This is a genomic window from Caulobacter endophyticus (genome assembly GCF_029543245.1).
Lineage (GTDB): Bacteria > Pseudomonadota > Alphaproteobacteria > Caulobacterales > Caulobacteraceae > Caulobacter > Caulobacter endophyticus_A.
Genome location: NZ_JARQWV010000047.1, coordinates 1 through 16810 on the forward strand (window position 1 = coordinate 1; position 16810 = coordinate 16810).

General features: G+C 69.4%; 12 protein-coding genes and 1 pseudogene. 10 read left to right on the forward strand and 3 right to left on the reverse strand.

Going from position 1 to position 16810, the window contains the following annotated elements; genetic code table 11:
- Positions 1–168: 168 nt before the first annotated feature.
- Entirely contained in the window at positions 169–1173 is a 1005-nt protein-coding gene (locus P7A99_RS24995; protein ID WP_277796415.1) for an FAD:protein FMN transferase, read from the forward strand.
- A complete protein-coding gene (locus P7A99_RS25000) occupies positions 1170–2720 on the forward strand; it encodes a sulfite reductase flavoprotein subunit alpha (RefSeq protein WP_277796416.1) in 1551 nt (516 codons plus the stop codon). Before P7A99_RS24995 ends, P7A99_RS25000 begins: the two co-directional genes overlap by 4 nt.
- A 130-nt stretch (positions 2721–2850) precedes the next feature.
- Here the strand turns inward: P7A99_RS25000 and mobA are convergent, their stop codons facing one another.
- Complete coding sequence (gene mobA, locus P7A99_RS25005; protein WP_277796417.1) at positions 2851–3402, reverse strand: molybdenum cofactor guanylyltransferase; 552 nt, start codon at positions 3400–3402, stop codon at positions 2851–2853.
- A 101-nt stretch (positions 3403–3503) separates the two neighbouring features.
- On the opposite strand from mobA, the gene P7A99_RS25010 reads away from it, so the two are divergent.
- Positions 3504–4559 (forward strand): LacI family DNA-binding transcriptional regulator, encoded by a 1056-nt coding sequence (locus P7A99_RS25010; protein WP_277796418.1) that lies wholly within the window; start codon positions 3504–3506, stop codon positions 4557–4559.
- Positions 4560–4563: 4 nt separating this feature from the next.
- On the opposite strand, the pseudogene P7A99_RS25315 reads toward P7A99_RS25010, so the two are convergent.
- A pseudogene (locus P7A99_RS25315) lies at positions 4564–4708 on the reverse strand (hypothetical protein); the annotation flags it as partial.
- A 147-nt stretch (positions 4709–4855) separates the two neighbouring features.
- Between P7A99_RS25315 and P7A99_RS25015 the strand changes: the two are divergent.
- From P7A99_RS25015 to P7A99_RS25040, 6 genes are all read left to right on the forward strand, one after another.
- On the forward strand, positions 4856–6010 hold the full coding sequence (locus P7A99_RS25015) for a fumarylacetoacetate hydrolase family protein (protein ID WP_277796419.1): 1155 nt from the start codon (positions 4856–4858) through the stop codon (positions 6008–6010).
- Positions 6011–6040: 30 nt separating this feature from the next.
- Positions 6041–6787 (forward strand): D-xylose 1-dehydrogenase, encoded by a 747-nt coding sequence (gene xylB, locus P7A99_RS25020; RefSeq protein ID WP_277796420.1) that lies wholly within the window; start codon positions 6041–6043, stop codon positions 6785–6787.
- A gap of 126 nt (positions 6788–6913) precedes the next feature.
- The gene (locus P7A99_RS25025; protein WP_277796421.1) at positions 6914–7789 is read left to right on the forward strand and encodes an SMP-30/gluconolactonase/LRE family protein; all 876 of its coding nucleotides are present in this window, start codon (positions 6914–6916) and stop codon (positions 7787–7789) included.
- Positions 7773–9566, forward strand: a complete 1794-nt coding sequence (gene xylD, locus P7A99_RS25030) for a xylonate dehydratase XylD (RefSeq protein ID WP_277796422.1) — start codon at positions 7773–7775, stop codon at positions 9564–9566. Before P7A99_RS25025 ends, xylD begins: the two co-directional genes overlap by 17 nt.
- Before the next feature lie 156 nt (positions 9567–9722).
- Positions 9723–11291, forward strand: a complete 1569-nt coding sequence (locus tag P7A99_RS25035) for a GH39 family glycosyl hydrolase (RefSeq protein WP_277796423.1) — start codon at positions 9723–9725, stop codon at positions 11289–11291.
- Between the two features lie 196 nt (positions 11292–11487).
- Positions 11488–12456: a magnesium and cobalt transport protein CorA gene (locus tag P7A99_RS25040; RefSeq protein WP_277796424.1), complete on the forward strand. Its 969-nt coding sequence runs from the start codon at positions 11488–11490 to the stop codon at positions 12454–12456.
- A 165-nt stretch (positions 12457–12621) separates the two neighbouring features.
- On the opposite strand, the gene P7A99_RS25045 is transcribed toward P7A99_RS25040, so the two are convergent.
- Complete coding sequence (locus tag P7A99_RS25045; RefSeq protein ID WP_277796425.1) at positions 12622–14799, reverse strand: TonB-dependent receptor domain-containing protein; 2178 nt, start codon at positions 14797–14799, stop codon at positions 12622–12624.
- Positions 14800–15200: 401 nt separating this feature from the next.
- Between P7A99_RS25045 and P7A99_RS25050 the strand changes: the two genes are divergently transcribed.
- A complete protein-coding gene (locus P7A99_RS25050; RefSeq protein ID WP_116490388.1) occupies positions 15201–16637 on the forward strand; it encodes a sugar porter family MFS transporter in 1437 nt (478 codons plus the stop codon).
- Positions 16638–16810: the final 173 nt, after the last annotated feature.

Sequence of the window (16810 nt, forward strand, 5' to 3'; positions counted from 1 at the left end):
TTTCTCGCACCCCCTCCCCCCCCCCCGGTCCCCGGGGGGGTGGGGGCGCGGCTCGCCGCGCGGGGGGCGGGGGGGGGCCCGGGACGGAGCGCCGTGCGCGCCGCCGCCCCCTCCACCGCTTCGCGGTCCCCCTCCCCCGCTCGCGGGGGAGGAGCTTGAAAGACCCCCATGACCCGCGTCCTCGTTCCCATGCTCAGCGAACCGCCGGCCCGGCCGGTGGGCGGGGTCGTGCGCGCGTTCGACGGCGCGACCATGGGCACCACCTGGTCGGTCAAGGCCGTGCTGCCCGTGACCACCGACCTTGCGGCCATGACCGCCATGGTTCAGCGCGCGCTGGACAAGGTCGTCGCCGAGATGAGCGCCTGGGACCCGATGTCGGCGCTCTCCCGCTTCAACCGTTCTGCGCCCGGAACCTGGACCGTCCTGCCCGTCGGCTTCGCGACCGTGCTGCGCCGCGCCCTGGAAGTGGCGGCCGACAGCGACGGCGCCTTCGACCCGACCCTGGGCGCGGTCACCGATCTCTGGGGCTTTGGCCCCCGCCCGTTCTCCGGCGAGCCGCCCAGCGCCGACGCGCTGGACGCCGCCCGCGCCCCCATGGGCTGGCGCCGCGTGACGCTGGACGGCGACGCGCTCTTTCAGCCGGGCGGGCTCCACATCGATCTGAACGGCATCGCCAAGGGCTTCGGCGTCGACGAGGCCGCCCGCGCCCTCGACCGGGCCGGCGTGCGCTCCTACCTCGTCGAGGTGGGCGGCGAGCTGCGCGGCACGGGCGCCAAGCCCGACGGCCAGCCCTGGTGGGTCGAACTGGAGCGGCCCCCGCTTGCCGGCGCCAATGACGAGGCCTCGCCCCGCACGCTGCTGGCCCTGCACGGCCTGTCGGTGGCGACCTCGGGCGACTACCGCCGCTTCTTCGACCATGCGGGCAAGCGCTACGCCCATACGCTGGACCCCGCCTCGGGCGCGCCTTGCGACGCCGGCGTGGTCAGCGTCACCGTCATCCACCCCGAGTGCATGACCGCCGACGCCCTGGCCACGGCCCTGACCGTCTTGGGCCCAGACGCCGCCATCGCCTTCGCCACGGCCCGGAACCTGCCGGCCCTGGTGGTGACGCGCGGACCGAACGGCCTGTCCGAGCGCCTGTCGCCGGCCCTGCAGGCGATGCTCGACGAATGACCGAACTGCTCTCCAGCCTGCCACCGGACGCGCGCCGCCTCGCCCTGGCCGCGATCGTCGTCGGCCTCTACGCCCTGCTGTGCGCCGGGATCGCCCTGAAGGTGGCCCTGCGCAAGCGCAAGGCCCGCCGCGAGGAGGCCGCCCTGGCCTCCGGCGCCGGCGAGCCGGTGCTGGTGGCCTTCGCCAGCCAGACCGGTTTCGCCGAAGAACTGGCCATGGCCACCGCCAAGGCGTTGCAGGCGGCCAACCTGCCGGTGCGCCTGCGTGAACTGGCCGCCGTCGAGGCCACCGACCTGACGGGCCGCGCCCTCTTCATCGTCAGCACCACCGGCGAGGGCGACGCGCCCGACAACGCCCGCCGCTTCATCCGCGACGTGATGGCCACCGAGCCCAATCTCGCCGGCCTGACCTACGCTGTGCTGGCGCTCGGCGACTCCACCTACGCTCAGTACTGCGCCTTCGGCCGCAGCCTTGACGCCTGGCTTGCCCGCAACGGCGGCGCGCGCCTGTTCGACACGGTCGAGGTCGACGACGGCGAGGCGGCCGCGCTGCGGCACTGGCAGTCGCAACTGTCGGTGCTGACCGGCTCGACCGACGCCCCCGACTGGAGCCGCCCGGCCTATGGCCGCTGGACCCTGGCCGACCGCCGCCTGCTCAACCCCGGCTCGGCCGGCGAAGGCGCCTTCCACGTGCGCCTTGAACCGCTGGACGGCGGCGTGACCTGGCAGGCCGGCGACATTGTCGAGATCGGTCCGCGCAACGCCCCGGCCGAGGTCGCCGACCTGCTCGCGCGCCTGTCCCTGAGCGCCGACGCCTCGGTCAAGACCGACGAGGCCGCCAGCCTGGGCGAGGCGATGTCCTGGCGGCGGCTGCCGCACGAGGACGCGGCCATCAAGGCGCTGATCGGAACCACGCCCCAGGCCCTGGTCGACGCCCTGCCGGCCCTGCCGCACCGCGAATATTCGATCGCCTCCCTGCCGACCGACGGCGGCGTGGAACTGGTCGTGCGGCTGATGCGCCGCGCCGACGGCAAGCCGGGCCTGGGCTCGGGCTGGCTGGTCGAGCATGCCGCCGTCGGTTCCGAGATCGCCGGCCGCGTGCGCTCCAACCGCAGCTTCCACGCCCCGCAGGACGACCGCCCGATGATCCTGATCGGCGCGGGCACGGGTCTGGCGGGCCTGCGCAGCCACCTGAAGGCCCGCGCGGCGCTGTCCCGCAAGCAGAACTGGCTGATCTTCGGCGAGCGCTCCTCGGCCCACGACTTCTTCCATCAGGACGAGATCGAGGCCTGGAAGGCGTCGGGCGTGCTTGAACGGCTGGATCTAGCCTTCTCCCGCAACCAAGCCGAAAAGGTCTACGTCCAGCACCGCCTGAGCGCGGCCGCCGACGAGGTCCGGGCCTGGGTGGCGCGGGGCGCGGCGATCTATGTCTGCGGCTCCCTGGAAGGCATGTCGCGCGAGGTGCACGCGGCTCTGGGCGAGATCCTGGGCGTCGAGGCGCTGGAGGACCTGGCCGACCAAGGGCGGTATCGTCGCGACGTGTACTGAGGCTCCAACTTCTCCGTTCTTCCCCGCGAAGGCGGGGACCCAAGCTGACGTTCCGAGTGTTGCTTCGCCGGTGAAGGGCGCGCCGACTCGGCTTGGATCCCCGCCTTCGCGGGGAAACTCGGAATGATGTTCAGGACCCGGATCGATCTGGAAACAAACGCGCCCGCTCCTGCGGCGTGTTGGCCCCCAGCAACCGCGCCCTCGCCTCCTCCGGACATTTCAGCACCGCCAGCCCTGCCCGCTCCACCAGCCGCCGCAGCGGCCAGTCCGCCTGCGCCCCTTCCGGCAGAGCCTCCAACGGCAGCACCATCGGCACCGGCGAGACGTCGAACGTCGCCCCCGCCTCTTCCGCCAGCAGCGGCGCCAGGTCCTCCGTCGTCAGGGTCGGCGCATCGACCGCCAGCACCAGCGCACGCAAGCACCCTCGCGCCCGCAGCGCCGCGACGCCCGCCAGCACGCCGCCGACCGGCCCGCCGCCGTCTTCGGGATCGGGAACCCAGTCCAGCCCGTAGTCGCGTCCCGCCGTCAGCACCTCGACCGCCCCGGCCGCCCGCGCCAGGGCCGCCACGCGGTCCACGGCCCGCACGCCGCCCCAGTCGAGGAGGGCCTTGTCCCGCCCCATCCGGACCGAGCCGCCGCCGCAGAGAATGATGGCGCCCAGGCGGGCTTCACGCGTGTTCATGCCCCCTTCCCTACGCCTTGCGGGGAGGCTCGACCAAGGCCCCGCTTCCCCCTGGCGCGAGAAACGGTCTAGACTCGCCCAAAAGGGACGGACTTCTCAGTATGAACGAACGCACCGAGCGCACCCGGCGGCGCAGCAGCCAGAGCGCGACGATCCGCGACGTCGCGGCCCGCGCCGGCGTGTCGCCGATGACCGTCTCGCGGGTCATCAACCGCGAGGCCACGGTCAAGGAAGAGACGCGGGCGCTGGTCGAGCAGGCCATCGCCGAGCTGAACTACGCCCCCAACCCCGCCGCCCGCAGCCTGGCGGGCAGCGCCCCGTTCCGCATCGGCCTGCTCTACGACAACCCCTCGACCGGCTACCTGTCGGAGTTCCTGGTCGGGGCGCTGGACGAGAGCAGCCGCACTGGCTCGCAGATCGTCATCGAGAAGTGCGCCGAGCCGGAGCTCGCCGGCGCCACCCTGGCGCGCCTGCTGAAGACCGGCGTCGATGGCCTGATCCTGCCGCCGCCGCTGTGCGAATCCCAGACCGTTCTGGCCGAGGTGAAGGCCGCCGGCGCCGCCGCCGTGGCCGTCGCGCCGGGCATGGCCAGCAGCGACATGGCCACCATCCGCATCGACAACGAGGCGGCCGCCTTCGAGCTGACCCAGCACCTGCTGGCCCTCGGCCACAAGCGCTTCGGCTTCATCAAGGGCCACCCCAACCAGACGGTCAGCCAGCAGCGGATGGACGGCTTCATGACCGCCCTGAAGGCCGCCGGAATCCCGCAGGAAGACGTCCGCGTCGAGCAGGGCTACTTCACCTATCGCTCGGGCCTGGAGGCCGCCGAGCGGCTGCTGAACGCCAAGGACCGGCCCACCGCCGTCTTCGCCGCCAACGACGACATGGCCGCCGCCACCGCGGGCCTGGCCCACCGCCTGGGCCTGGACGTGCCGGGCGACGTCTCGATCGTCGGCTTCGACGACACCTCGATCGCCGCCAACATCTGGCCGGCCCTGACCACCGTCCACCAACCCATCGCCGCCATGGCCCGCGCCGCCGTCGACCTGGTTCTGGAAGAGATCCGCCGCCACCGCGATGGAACCGGCGAGCCGCGCCAGCTGATGCATCCCCACACCCTGATCGTGCGGGATTCGACGGGGCCGGCGCCGCAATAACCAGCTCCTCCCCCGCACGGCGGGGGAGGTGGCGCGGTGCGGATACGCAGCGTGACGGAGGGGGCGGCGGCCGGCAAAGCGCCCAGTCTCGCCCCCTCCACCGCTTCGCGGTCCCCCTCCCCCGCTTCACGGGGGAGGAGAAAGCCCAAGCGCCCAGCCCTTCTGTCGACAACCTCAGAACAGTTGTCAGACAACTCCCTTGCGCCCCTCCACATGTTAGCGCTAACAAGACTACGAGTTACGAAAGCGTGGCGGCGGGGCGCCTGACCCTGCCCCGGCCAGAGGGAGAAAACGCGGTGGGCGTGACGAAATACCTTCCCGAGGACTGGCGGGAAGCGACCCTTCTGGGCCGCATCGATTTCGGCCAGGGCCCGACCCCCGTCCTGATCCGCGGCGGCCACGTGGAGGACGTCAGCAAGATCGCCCCCACCGTCGCCGACCTGATGAACGCCTACGCCCCGGGCGACGCGATCCCGCGCGGAGAGGACAAGGGCCCTCTCGAAAAGCTCGACCTGCGCCCCGTCTGGGATGATCCGCAGGGCAATGCGCCGGCCAAGCTCTTGGCCCCCGTCGACCTGCAATGCCTGAAGGCCGCCGGCGTCACCTTCGCCGTCTCGACCCTGGAACGGGTGATCGAGGAGCGCGCCCGCGGCGACGCCGCGGCCGCCTTGAAGATCCGCGAGCAACTGTCCGAAAGCATGGGCGGCGACCTGCGCAGCGTGAACCCGGGTTCGGAAGGCGCCGAGCGCCTGAAGCAGACCCTGATCAAGGACGGCCTGTGGTCGCAGTACCTCGAGGTCGCCATCGGCCCCGACGCCGAGATCTTCACCAAGGGCCCGACGCTGTCGTCGATGGGCTGGGGCGACCAGGTCGGCGTCCGCAAGGACAGCCACTGGAACAACCCCGAGCCGGAAGTCGTGCTGCTGGTCGACGGCTCGGGCGAGATCCGCGGCGCGTCGTTGGGCAACGACGTCAACCTGCGCGACTTCGAGGGCCGCTCGGCCCTCCTGCTCAGCAAGGCCAAGGACAACAACGCCTCCTGCTCGATCGGTCCGTTCTTCCGCCTGTTCGACGCCTCGTTCAGCCTCGACGACGTGCGTAGCGCCGAGGTCGAGCTGAAGATCACCGGCCGCGACGACTTCGTGCTCGACGGCAAGTCGAACATGAGCCTGATCAGCCGTGATCCGGCCGTGCTGGCCGGCCAGGCCTACGGCAAGCAGCACCAGTATCCGGACGGCTTCGTACTGTTCCTGGGCACCATGTTCGCCCCGATCCAGGACCGCGACGCGCCCGGCCAGGGCTTCACCCACAAGGTGGGCGACCGCGTCCGCGTCTCGACCCCCAAGCTGGGCGTGCTCGAGAACGAGGTGACCACCTGCGACCAGGCCAAGCCCTGGACCTTCGGCATCTCGGCCCTGATCCGCAACCTGGCCGGCCGCGGCCTGCTGTGATCCTCGTTTCCTCTTTCCAGGCGTAAGCGCATGTCCTCTGCCATCTATCCCAGCCTTCAGGGCAAGCGCGTCGTCATCACCGGCGGCGGCTCCGGCATCGGCGCGGGCATCACCACCGCCTTCGCCCGCCAAGGCGCCGAAGTGTTCTTCGTCGACATCGCCGCCGAGGACTCGCAAGCCCTGGTCGCCGACCTGGCCGACGCCCCGATCAAGCCGGTGTTCAAGGCCGTCGACCTGACCGACCTGGAAGCCGTGAAGGCCTTCTTCGCCGAGACGGGTCCCATCGACGTGCTGGTCAACAACGCCGGCAACGACGACCGCCACAGCCTGGCCGACGTGACCCCGGCCTACTGGGACAACCGCATGAACGTGAACCTGCGTCACATGCTGTTCTGCGCCCAGGCCGCGGCTCCGGGCATGAAGGCGCGCGGCGGCGGCGCGATCATCAACTTCGGCTCGATCAGCTGGCACCTGGGCCTTGAGGACCTCGTCCTCTACGAAACCGCCAAGGCCGGCATCGAGGGCATGACCCGCGCCCTGGCCCGCGAGCTTGGCCCCGACGACATCCGCGTCACCTGCGTGGTGCCGGGCAACGTCAAGACCAAGCGCCAGGAGAAGTGGTACACGCCCGAAGGCGAGGCCGAGATCGTCAAGGCCCAGGCCGTGAAGGGCCGCATTCTGCCGGCCAACGTGGCCTCGCTGGTGCTGTTCCTGGCCTCGGACGACGGCAGCCTGTGCACCGGCCACGAATACTGGATCGACGCCGGCTGGCGATAGGCCGGAAGCGGAACCGAAACCCTCGTCCTTCGACAAGCTCAGGATGAGGGTTTCTACTGCGACGACTGCAATAGCCCTCTTCCTGAGCCTGTCGAAGGACGAGGGCGGGCCCACGGGAAGACCAAAATGTCCGCTGCCCCCACCTGCGTCTGGGACCTGAAGGCCACGCTCGGCGAAGGGCCGATCTGGCATGGCGACGCCGTCTGGTTCGTCGACATCAAGGGCCACAGGGTCCACCGCTACACCCCGGCCACCGGCGAGACCGCCAGCTGGGACGCGCCCGACCAGGTGACCTTCGTCGCGCCGCGCGTCGGCGGCGGCTTCGTCGCGGGGCTCAAGAGCGGCCTGCACCACTTCACGCCGGAACTGGGTTTCACCTTCATCTCGGTGATCGAGGACGCCAGCCTCGACAACCGTCCCAACGACTCCACGGTCGACGCTCAGGGCCGCCTGTGGTTCGGCACCATGCACGACGCGGAGGAAGCCGACAGCGGCGCGCTCTACCGGCTGGAAGCCGACGGCTCGCTGACCAGGCACGACGCCGGCATCTGCATCACCAACGGCCCGGCCGTCTCGCCTGACGGGGCGACCTTCTACCACACCGACACCCTCGGAAAGGTGATCTGGGCCTTCGACATCGGGGCCGACGGCGCCCTGTCGAACAAGCGCGAATTCTTCCGCCTGACGATCGAGGACGCCTGGCCCGACGGCTCGGTGGTCGACGCCGAGGGCTTCGTCTGGACGGCCCTGTGGGGCGGTCGCGGCGCCATCCGCCTGTCGCCAGCGGGCGAGATCGTCCAGCGCGTCGAGCTGCCGGCCATCAACGTCACCAAGCCGTGTTTTGGCGGACCGGACCTGAAGACCCTCTACTTCACCACCGCCCGCAAAGGCCTGAGCGACGAGCAGCTCGCCGCCGCCCCGCTGTGCGGGGGCCTGTTCGCCCTGCCCGTCGACGTCGCCGGGCAGCCCCAATACGAGGTGCGCCTTGACCTCCGCCAATAACGTTTCGAGCCGTACGCCGCGCCGCTTCCGCTCGCGCGACTGGTTCGACAACCCCGACCACATCGACATGACCGCGCTCTATCTGGAGCGCTTCATGAACTATGGGATCACCCCGGAAGAGCTGCGCAGCGGCAAGCCGATCATCGGCATCGCCCAGACCGGCAGCGACATTTCGCCCTGCAACCGCATCCACCTCGATCTAGTGCAACGAGTGCGCGATGGCGTCCGCGACGCGGGCGGCATTCCGATGGAATTCCCGGTCCACCCGATCTTCGAGAACTGCCGTCGCCCGACGGCGGCGCTGGACCGGAACCTGTCGTATCTGGGCCTGGTCGAGACCCTGCACGGCTATCCGATCGACGCCGTCGTCCTGACCACCGGCTGCGACAAGACTACCCCGGCCGGCATCATGGCCGCCACCACGGTCAACATCCCGGCCATCGTGCTGTCGGGCGGACCCATGCTCGACGGCTGGCACGAGGGCGAGCTGGTCGGTTCGGGCACGGTGATCTGGCGCTCGCGCCGCAAGCTGGCGGCCGGCGAGATCGACGAGAACGAGTTCATCGAGCGTGCGGCCTCTTCCGCCCCCTCGGCCGGCCACTGCAACACCATGGGCACGGCCTCGACCATGAACGCCGTGGCCGAGGCGCTGGGCCTGTCGCTGACCGGCTGCGCGGCGATCCCCGCCCCCTACCGCGAGCGCGGCCAGATGGCCTATCGCACCGGCCAGCGGATCGTCGACCTGGCCTATGAGGACGTCAAACCGCTCGACATCCTGACCAAGAAGGCCTTCGAGAACGCCATCGCCCTGGTGGCGGCGGCCGGCGGCTCGACCAACGCCCAGCCGCACATCGCCGCCATGGCGCGCCATGCGGGCCTGGAGATCACCGCCGACGACTGGCGGGCGGCCTACGACATTCCGCTGATCGTCAACATGCAGCCGGCCGGCAAGTATCTGGGCGAGCGCTTCCACCGGGCCGGCGGCGCGCCGGCGGTGCTGTGGGAACTGCTGCAGCAGGGCCGCCTGCACGGCGACGTGCTGACCGTCACCGGCAAGACCATGGGCGAGAACCTGCAAGGGCGCGAAACCAGCGACCGCGAGGTGATCTTCCCCTATGCAGAGCCCCTGGCCGAAAAGGCGGGTTTCCTCGTTTTGCGCGGCAACCTGTTCGACTTCGCGATCATGAAGGCCAGCGTCATCGGCGCCGACTTCCGCGAGCGCTACCTGTCCAAGCCGGGCCAGGAAGGCGTGTTCGAAGCCCGGGCCATCGTCTTCGACGGTTCGGACGACTATCACGCCCGCATCAACGACCCGGCCCTGAACATCGACGAGAGCTGCATCCTGGTGATCCGCGGCGCGGGGCCGATCGGCTGGCCCGGCTCGGCCGAGGTCGTGAACATGCAGCCGCCGGATCACCTCCTGAAGAAGGGGATCATGAGCCTGCCCACCCTGGGCGACGGGCGCCAGTCGGGCACCGCCGACAGCCCCTCGATCCTCAACGCCTCGCCCGAGAGCGCGGTGGGCGGGGGCCTGTCGTGGCTGCGCACCGGTGATGTCATCCGCATCGACATCAACACCGGTCGCTGCGACGCCCTGGTGGACGAGGCCGTGATCGCCGAGCGCCGCAAGGAGGGTATCCCGGCCGTGCCGGCGACCATGACCCCCTGGCAGGAAATCTACCGCGCCCACGCCAGCCAGCTCGACACCGGCGGGGTGCTGGAGTTCGCGGTGAAGTACCAGGACCTGGCGTCCAAGCTGCCGCGGCACAATCACTAGCCAAAAAGCACCCTCAAACTCGTCATCCCGGCCGCAGCGAAGCGGAGAGCCGGGACCCAGGGGAGCCGCAGTGCGCCGCCCCCTGGGTCCCGGATAAGCCCTTCGGGCTTTCCGGGATGACGAATTGAGGAGGCGCCAAGAGGAAGGAAGCTCCCCATGTTCTCGCGCCGCCGCCTGATGGCCACGATCGCCAGCCTGACAGCGCTGCCTTCCCTGCCCGCCTTCGCGGCCGGACAGAAGCGCGTCATCGCCCTGGACGTCGCCAAGGCCACCCAGCCCGTCGACCGCTTCTTCGACCTGTCGATCGGCTCGGACTATCCCGGCACGCTGCTGCGCGAAGACAGCCTGGCGCAGATGAAGACGGCGTCGGACGAGCTGAAGTTCCGCTACATCCGCTTCCACGCCATCTTCCACGACGTGCTGGGCACGGTGAAGAAAGGGGCCGACGGCAAGATCGTCTACGACTGGACCAAGATCGACCAGCTCTACGACCGCCTGCTGGCCATGGGGCTGAAGCCGTTCATCGAGCTGGGCTTCACGCCCGAGGCGATGAAGACCTCGGACCTGACGATCTTCTGGTGGAAGGGCAACACCTCGCACCCACAGTTCGAGCCGTGGGCGCACCTGATCGACGCCTTCGTGACGCACCTGCGCAAGCGCTACGGCGAGGCCGAGGTCCGCACCTGGTTCTTCGAGGTCTGGAACGAGCCCAATCTCGATGGCTTCTGGGAGAAGGCCGACCGACAAGTCTATTTCGACCTCTACGCCCTCACGTCCAAGACCATCAAGGCGATCGACCCGACCTTGCGGGTCGGCGGCCCGTCGACGGCCGGCGCGGCCTGGGTTCCGGAGTTCCTGGCCTACTGCAAGGCCAAGGGCGCGGCGGTCGACTTCGTCACCACCCACACCTACGGCGTCGAGGGCGGCTTCCTCGACGAGAACGGCAAGGACGACACCAAGCTGTCGGCCAATCCCGACGCCATCATCGGCGACGTGCGCAAGGTGCGCGCCGAGATCGAGGCCTCGGCCTTCCCCGGCCTGCCGCTCTATTTCACCGAATGGAGCACCAGCTACACGCCGCGCGACCCGGTGCACGACAGCTATCACAGCGCCGCCTACATCCTGGCCAAGCTGAAGGGCGTCAAAGGCATCGTCCAGGGCATGAGCTACTGGACCTACAGCGACCTCTTCGAAGAGCCCGGCCCGCCGACCGCGCCGTTCCAGGGCGGCTTTGGCCTGATGAACCCGGAGGGGATCCGCAAACCCTCGTGGTTCGCCTACAAGTACCTGGCGGCCCTGCGCGGCGATGAAATTCCGTCTACGGACAATAGTGTTCTCGCCTCAGTGGACGGCGGCAAGGTCGCCGCCCTGGTCTGGGATTTCAGCCAACCGGTGCAGCCGACCAGCAACCGCTCCTACTTCACCAAGGTCCAGCCCGCCGCCGAGGCGCCCGGCGCGGCGCTGAGCGTCGCGGGGCTGAAGCCCGGCCGCTACCGCCTGAAAGCCCAGCGCACTGGCTTCCGCGCCAACGACGCCTACACGGCCTATATCGAGCTGGGCATGCCCAAGAGCCTGACGCCGGACCAGATCGGCAAACTGCAAACCCTGACCGCCGACAAGCCGGAGATCGATCGCACCATCACCGTCGGCAAGGACGGTGTGGCGAGCCTCGACTTCGCCCTGCGCCAGAACGATCTGGTGCTGGTCACACTGACGCCGGCCTGAAGATGCTCCCCCTGAAGGGGGAGCTGTCGCGAAGCGACTGAGGGGGAAGTGACTGAGGCGGAGATAACTGCCGTTGCCTCACAGGATACCTCCCCCCTCCGGCCCTCCGGGCCACCTCCCCCTTCAGGGGGAGGATCTGGCCCTTGCCCCCGCGCGCCGTTCACGCCATCTGCGGACCTGCAACGCAGGAGCCTTCATGAGCGTCGTCGCCGCCTACGCCTATGTCGATGGAAAACGGGTTCGGGAGATCCGGCTCGATGACCCCGACAGCCTGGCGCCGCGTGCCGGCGAGTTTGTGTGGATCGGCCTCGTGGATCCCCGCGAGGACGAACTGCGCATCCTGCAGGAGCGCTTCGACCTGCACCCGCTGGCCGTCGAGGACGCCCTGCATGCGCGCCAGATGCCCAAGGTCGACATCTACGGCAACCAGCTGTTCGTGGTCGCCAAGACCGCCCAGATGGTCGAGAGCCGCATCGTCTTCGGCGAGACCGACATCTTCGTGGGCCCCCACTTCCTGATCAGCGTGCGCCACGGCTCGGCCCGCGCCCACCTGGAGCTGCGGGCGCACCTGGAGGCCCTGCCTGCCCTGCTGGCCCACGGCGGCGACTATGTGCTGCACGCCGTGCTCGACTTCATCGTCGACGGCTATCTGCCGGTGGTCGACGCCATCGAGGACGAGCTGGCCGAGATGGAGCGGCGGGCGCTGGACGCCTTCCTCAGCCGGGCCGAGATCACCCGCCTGTTCACCCTGCGCCGCGAGCTGACCAAGTTCCTGCGGCTGCTGGGGCCCATGGCCCAGGTCGCCGGCTATCTCGAGCACCACGAGACGCCGTGCATCGACCCAGAGGTGAAGCCCTACTTCCGCGACATCCGCGACCACGTCGCGCGCGTGGACCTCTTGATCGCGGGCCTGGGCGAGGTGCTCAATTCGGTGTTCGAGGTCAGCTCGCTGCTGGAGCAGCAGCGCCAGGGCGTCATCACCCGCCAGCTGGCCGCCTGGGCCGCCATGCTGGCCGTGCCCACCGCCGTCGCCGGCGTCTACGGCATGAACTTCGAGCACATGCCGGAATTGAAATGGACCTTCGGCTATCCGCTGGTCCTGGGCGTCATCGCTGCGGTCTGCGCCCTGCTCTATCGACGCTTCAAGAAGGTGGGCTGGCTGTAGAGCTAGATGCTCCCCCTGAAGGGGGAGCTGTCGGCCCCCGGGTCCGGCCGAAGGCCGGCCCGAGGATAAACTCCGCGACTGAGGGGGAAGTTGTTGCTGCGGCTCAGAAGCCGCTTCCCCCTCCGGCCCTTCGGGCCACCTCCCCCTTCAGGGGGAGGATCGCAATCACCCCCCGACCGCGCCCGAACCGAAGTCGAACTGCTCTGGCCGCGGCTTGCCGCCGCCGAAGTTCCAGGTGAAGCCGAAGAACACCGCCCGCACATTGGCCGTGCGCAGAGTGACGTCCTTCAGGGTGGCGGTGTCGGTGACGGCCTTGTCCTCGAAGCTGTCGAGGGCGTCCTGCACGGTCACGACGAACGACAGCTTGTCGTTGACCTTCCGGCGGTAGCCCAGATTGACCATCTGGAACGGCTCGCGGTGGCCCTGCGGGGTCAGGCGCTTGCCCGAGGTAAAGGCGTTGATCTGGAAGAAGTCCTTCGGGGTCGCCTGCCAGTTCAGGTTGGCGCGACCCGACAGCGTCGTGGCCGAGCGCGTGCCCGAGAAGCCGAGGTTGCCCGCGTCGATCTCGTTCCAGAAGGCGTTGGCGCTGACATTGTAGGTGATCTTGGGCGTCAGGCGGCCGTTGGCCACCAGCTCCAGGCCGCCGTTGCGGCTCTTGTTGAGGTTCTCGCGCGTGGTCAGCAGCACGCCGTCGCCCAGGTCGCGCACCACGTCGGTGACCACGCCCTCGCTGCTGCGATAATAGGCCGTGGCCAGGTAGTAGGCCGGGCCCTTGCGGTACTGCCAGCCCAGCTCGAACGAGTCGGTGACCTGCGGCTTCAGATAGGGGTTGCCCGCACGGTAGTTCTGCGGGTCCTGATAGATGCGATAGGGGTTCAGGTCCTGCACCTGCGGGCGCTGGACGCGGCGGCTGTAGCTGCCCTTGAAGGTGTTGTTCTCGTTGACCGTGTAGCCCAGGTGCAGGCTGGGATAGACCTTGAAGTAGTCGTTCTCGAAGGTCTGGCCGCCGGTGACCTGGTTACCGTTGATCTGCACCTGCTCGGCGCGCAGGCCGCCCTGGGCGGTGAAGTCGCCGAACGCCTTCTCGTAGGTCACGTAGCCGGCATAGACGTCCTGGTCGAACAGGAAGCGGTTGGTGCGGGCCGGGTCGACCGTCTGGTCGCCCCACGACGTGCCGGTGGAGCCGTGATTGTCGTAATCGTTCTTGACCCACTCGAAGTCGAGACCGGTCTTCAGCGTGCCGCCGCCGACATTGGGACGGGCGTAGTCGGTCTTGAAGTTCGTGCGCTCCTGGTCGGCCCCGAAGCCGAACAGTTCGTAGGCGTCGGCGCCCGCGCTGTAGTCGGTGAAGGCCGTGGAATTGCGCGAGAAGTCGGTCTGCTCGTACTCCAGGTGCGCCGTCAGCTGGTGCTCGGAGCCCTTGAACTGGTGACGCCAGTCGCCGCTGACGGCCTTGTTGTCGCGCTTCATCGCCGCGTCGGTGGCGCGCGTGTAGTCGGGGAAGGCGCCGGTGGTCTCGTAGGTCTCGTCGCCGGTGGTGTCGAACTTCATGCGGCGATAGCGGACCTCGCCGCTCAAGCGGTCCTTGGGGGTCAGGTCGTAGTCGATCCCGCCGCGCAGGTTGACCATGTCGCCGTCGTTCTCGAAGACGCCGTCCTGGCTGCTGGTCCCCGCCGCCGTGGTGCGGTCGATGGTCTGCCAGGCCTTCTGCTCTTCGTGCCGGAAGCCGGCGTCGCCCGACAGGGTCAGCTTGCCGTTGACGTAGTTGCCGCTGACGCCGCCGTTGTAGCGCCCGTCGGTGCTGACATTGGCGCGCAGCGTGCCGGTGGCGCCCGGCTTGCGGGTCTGCTTGGTGACCAGGTTGATGATCCCGGCCGTGCCGTCCGGACGGAAGGCGGCCGACGGGTTGGTCATCACCTCGACGCGGTCGATCTGGTCGGCCGGCATGGCCTGCAGGGCGTCGCCGCGACCGTCGCCGTTGAACATGCCCGAGGGCTTGCCGTCGATCAGGATGGTGACGTTGCTGTCGCCGCGCAGGCTGACGTTACCCTGCACGTCGACCTCGACCGAGGGGATGTTGCGCAGGGCGTCGGCGATCGAGCCGGTGCGGGCCGACAGATCATTGGAGACGCTGTAGCTGCGGCGGTCGATCGAGCTGCGCATGGCGGCGCCGTCGCCGGTGACGGTGACCCCTTCCACGGCGGCAGGCGCGGCTTTCGGCGCTGCGGCCGGACCGCCCTGGGCAGGGGCCGGGGCGGCCGTCTGAACGCCCCCTTGGGCCAGGGCCAGGCAAGGCGTCGCGATGACGGCGGCGGCGGAGAAAAGGATGGTCTTCAGGCGCAAGGCGCGTCCCCCGAGGCAGGCTCGTCGAGGCGCCGCGAGCGGACGGTCCGCGCTGGTCTCGACCTCCAGCGGTAAAGCGCGGCCGGCTTTCCGGGGCAAATTTCTTTTCGGCAATGTTGCAGTGGCGCCGCCCAGCGTGGCGCCGGCGCAACGCCCTCCCCGACCAGCCCCCTCCATCGGAGGGCGGGCGAAATGACAACGTTGCCATCGCCCCTTGCGAGCGCCGCCGGAACTGACACTATCGGCCCGACGAAGCGACGGCGGTCGCGGCGGGAATCCCGCAAAAACGGCCGCTTGCGTGCTGATACCGGTAACACTAAGGTCGCCGGCAACAGGGTCCCTTTCGGGGCGCGTTAGGGATCAAATCAGGCCCTCCAAGGGGGCCATCGGGGAGGACTCCAGTGGCATCAGTTTCCAGCGCCGGGCCGAGCGCCGGCATGAGCGCCGACGGCGCGAAGGTGAACATGGCCTTCGTCGCCGCCATCGTGGCCGTGGCCACCATCGGCGGCTTCATGTTCGGCTACGACAGCGGCGTCATCAACGGCACGCAGGAAGGCCTCAACAGCGCCTTCAAGCTGACCGAGTTCGGCACCGGCCTGAACGTCGCCGCCATCCTGATCGGCTGCGCGATTGGCGCTTTCGCCGCCGGCCGCCTGGCCGACGTCTGGGGCCGTCGCACCGTGATGATCATCTCGGCCCTGCTGTTCGTGATCAGCGCCCTGGGCACGGGCGCGGCCCACACCTCGACCATCTTCGTGATCTTCCGCCTCATCGGCGGCCTGGGCGTCGGCGCCGCCAGCGTGCTCTGCCCGGTCTACATCTCGGAAGTGACCCCGGCGAACATCCGCGGCCGCCTGTCGTCGGTGCAGCAGATCATGATCATCACCGGCCTCACCGGCGCGTTCGTGGCCAACTACGTGCTGGCCCACACCGCCGGCAGCTCGACCGCCGACTTCTGGCTGGGCCTGCCCGCCTGGCGCTGGATGTTCTGGATGCAGGTGATCCCGGCCGGCGTGTTCTTCTTCGCCCTGCTGACCATCCCGGAAAGCCCGCGCTACCTGGTCGCCAAGGGCCAGGACGCCAAGGCCGAAGCCATCCTCTCGCGCCTGTTCGGCCCGGGCACGGGCGCGGCCAAGGTCGCCGAGATCCGCGCCTCGCTGAGCGCCGACCACAAGCCGAAGTTCTCCGACCTGCTCGACCCGGTGACCCGGAAGATCCGTCCGATCCTGTGGGCCGGCCTGGTCCTGGCCATCTTCCAGCAGTTCGTCGGCATCAACATCGTCTTCTACTACGGCTCGGTGCTGTGGCAGTCGGTGGGCTTCACCGAGGACGACAGCCTGAAGATCAACATCCTGTCGGGCGCGCTGTCGATCCTGGCCTGCCTGGCCGCCATCGCCCTGATCGACCGCATCGGCCGCAAGCCGCTGCTGCTGATCGGCTCGGCCGGCATGGCCGTGACCCTGGGCGTCCTGACCTGGTGCTTCTCGACCGCCACCACCGTCAACGGCGCCCTGCACCTGGACGGCAGCGTCGGCCCGATCGCCCTCGTGGCCGCCAACCTCTACGTGATCTTCTTCAACCTCTCCTGGGGTCCGGTCATGTGGGTGATGCTGGGCGAGATGTTCCCCAACCAGATGCGCGGTTCGGCCCTGGCCGTCGCCGGCTTCGCCCAGTGGATCGCCAACTTCGCCATCTCGTTCAGCTTCCCGGCCATGGCCAAGATGAGCCTCGCGGCGACCTACGGCTTCTACGCCGTCAGCGCCGTGGTCTCGTTCTTCCTCGTCCAGAAGCTGATCCACGAGACCCGTGGCAAGGAACTGGAAGCGATGGAGGGGTGATCCTTCCCTGCTCTCCCCCGCAAAGCGGGGGAGGTGGCGCGGCGCTATCAGCGCCGTGACGGAGGGGGCGACGGCCGGCACGGCGCCCAGTCTCGGGGGGGGGGGGGGGCGGGGGGGGCGGCGCGGCCCCCCGCCCCGGCGGGGGGGGGGGGGGGGCGAGGCGCGGGGGCCGC

What these genes read in the sequence shown, in the direction of transcription:
- P7A99_RS25035 (WP_277796423.1), top strand. Translation starts at nt 9,723, where the DNA reads ATGTTCTCGCGCCGCCGCCTGATGGCCACGATCGCCAGCCTGACAGCG.
- P7A99_RS25040 (WP_277796424.1), top strand. Translation starts at nt 11,488, where the DNA reads ATGAGCGTCGTCGCCGCCTACGCCTATGTCGATGGAAAACGGGTTCGG.
- P7A99_RS25000 (WP_277796416.1), top strand. Translation starts at nt 1,170, where the DNA reads ATGACCGAACTGCTCTCCAGCCTGCCACCGGACGCGCGCCGCCTCGCC.
- P7A99_RS25010 (WP_277796418.1), top strand. Translation starts at nt 3,504, where the DNA reads ATGAACGAACGCACCGAGCGCACCCGGCGGCGCAGCAGCCAGAGCGCG.
- mobA (WP_277796417.1), bottom strand. Translation starts at nt 3,402, where the DNA reads ATGAACACGCGTGAAGCCCGCCTGGGCGCCATCATTCTCTGCGGCGGC.
- P7A99_RS25025 (WP_277796421.1), top strand. Translation starts at nt 6,914, where the DNA reads ATGTCCGCTGCCCCCACCTGCGTCTGGGACCTGAAGGCCACGCTCGGC.
- P7A99_RS24995 (WP_277796415.1), top strand. Translation starts at nt 169, where the DNA reads ATGACCCGCGTCCTCGTTCCCATGCTCAGCGAACCGCCGGCCCGGCCG.
- xylB (WP_277796420.1), top strand. Translation starts at nt 6,041, where the DNA reads ATGTCCTCTGCCATCTATCCCAGCCTTCAGGGCAAGCGCGTCGTCATC.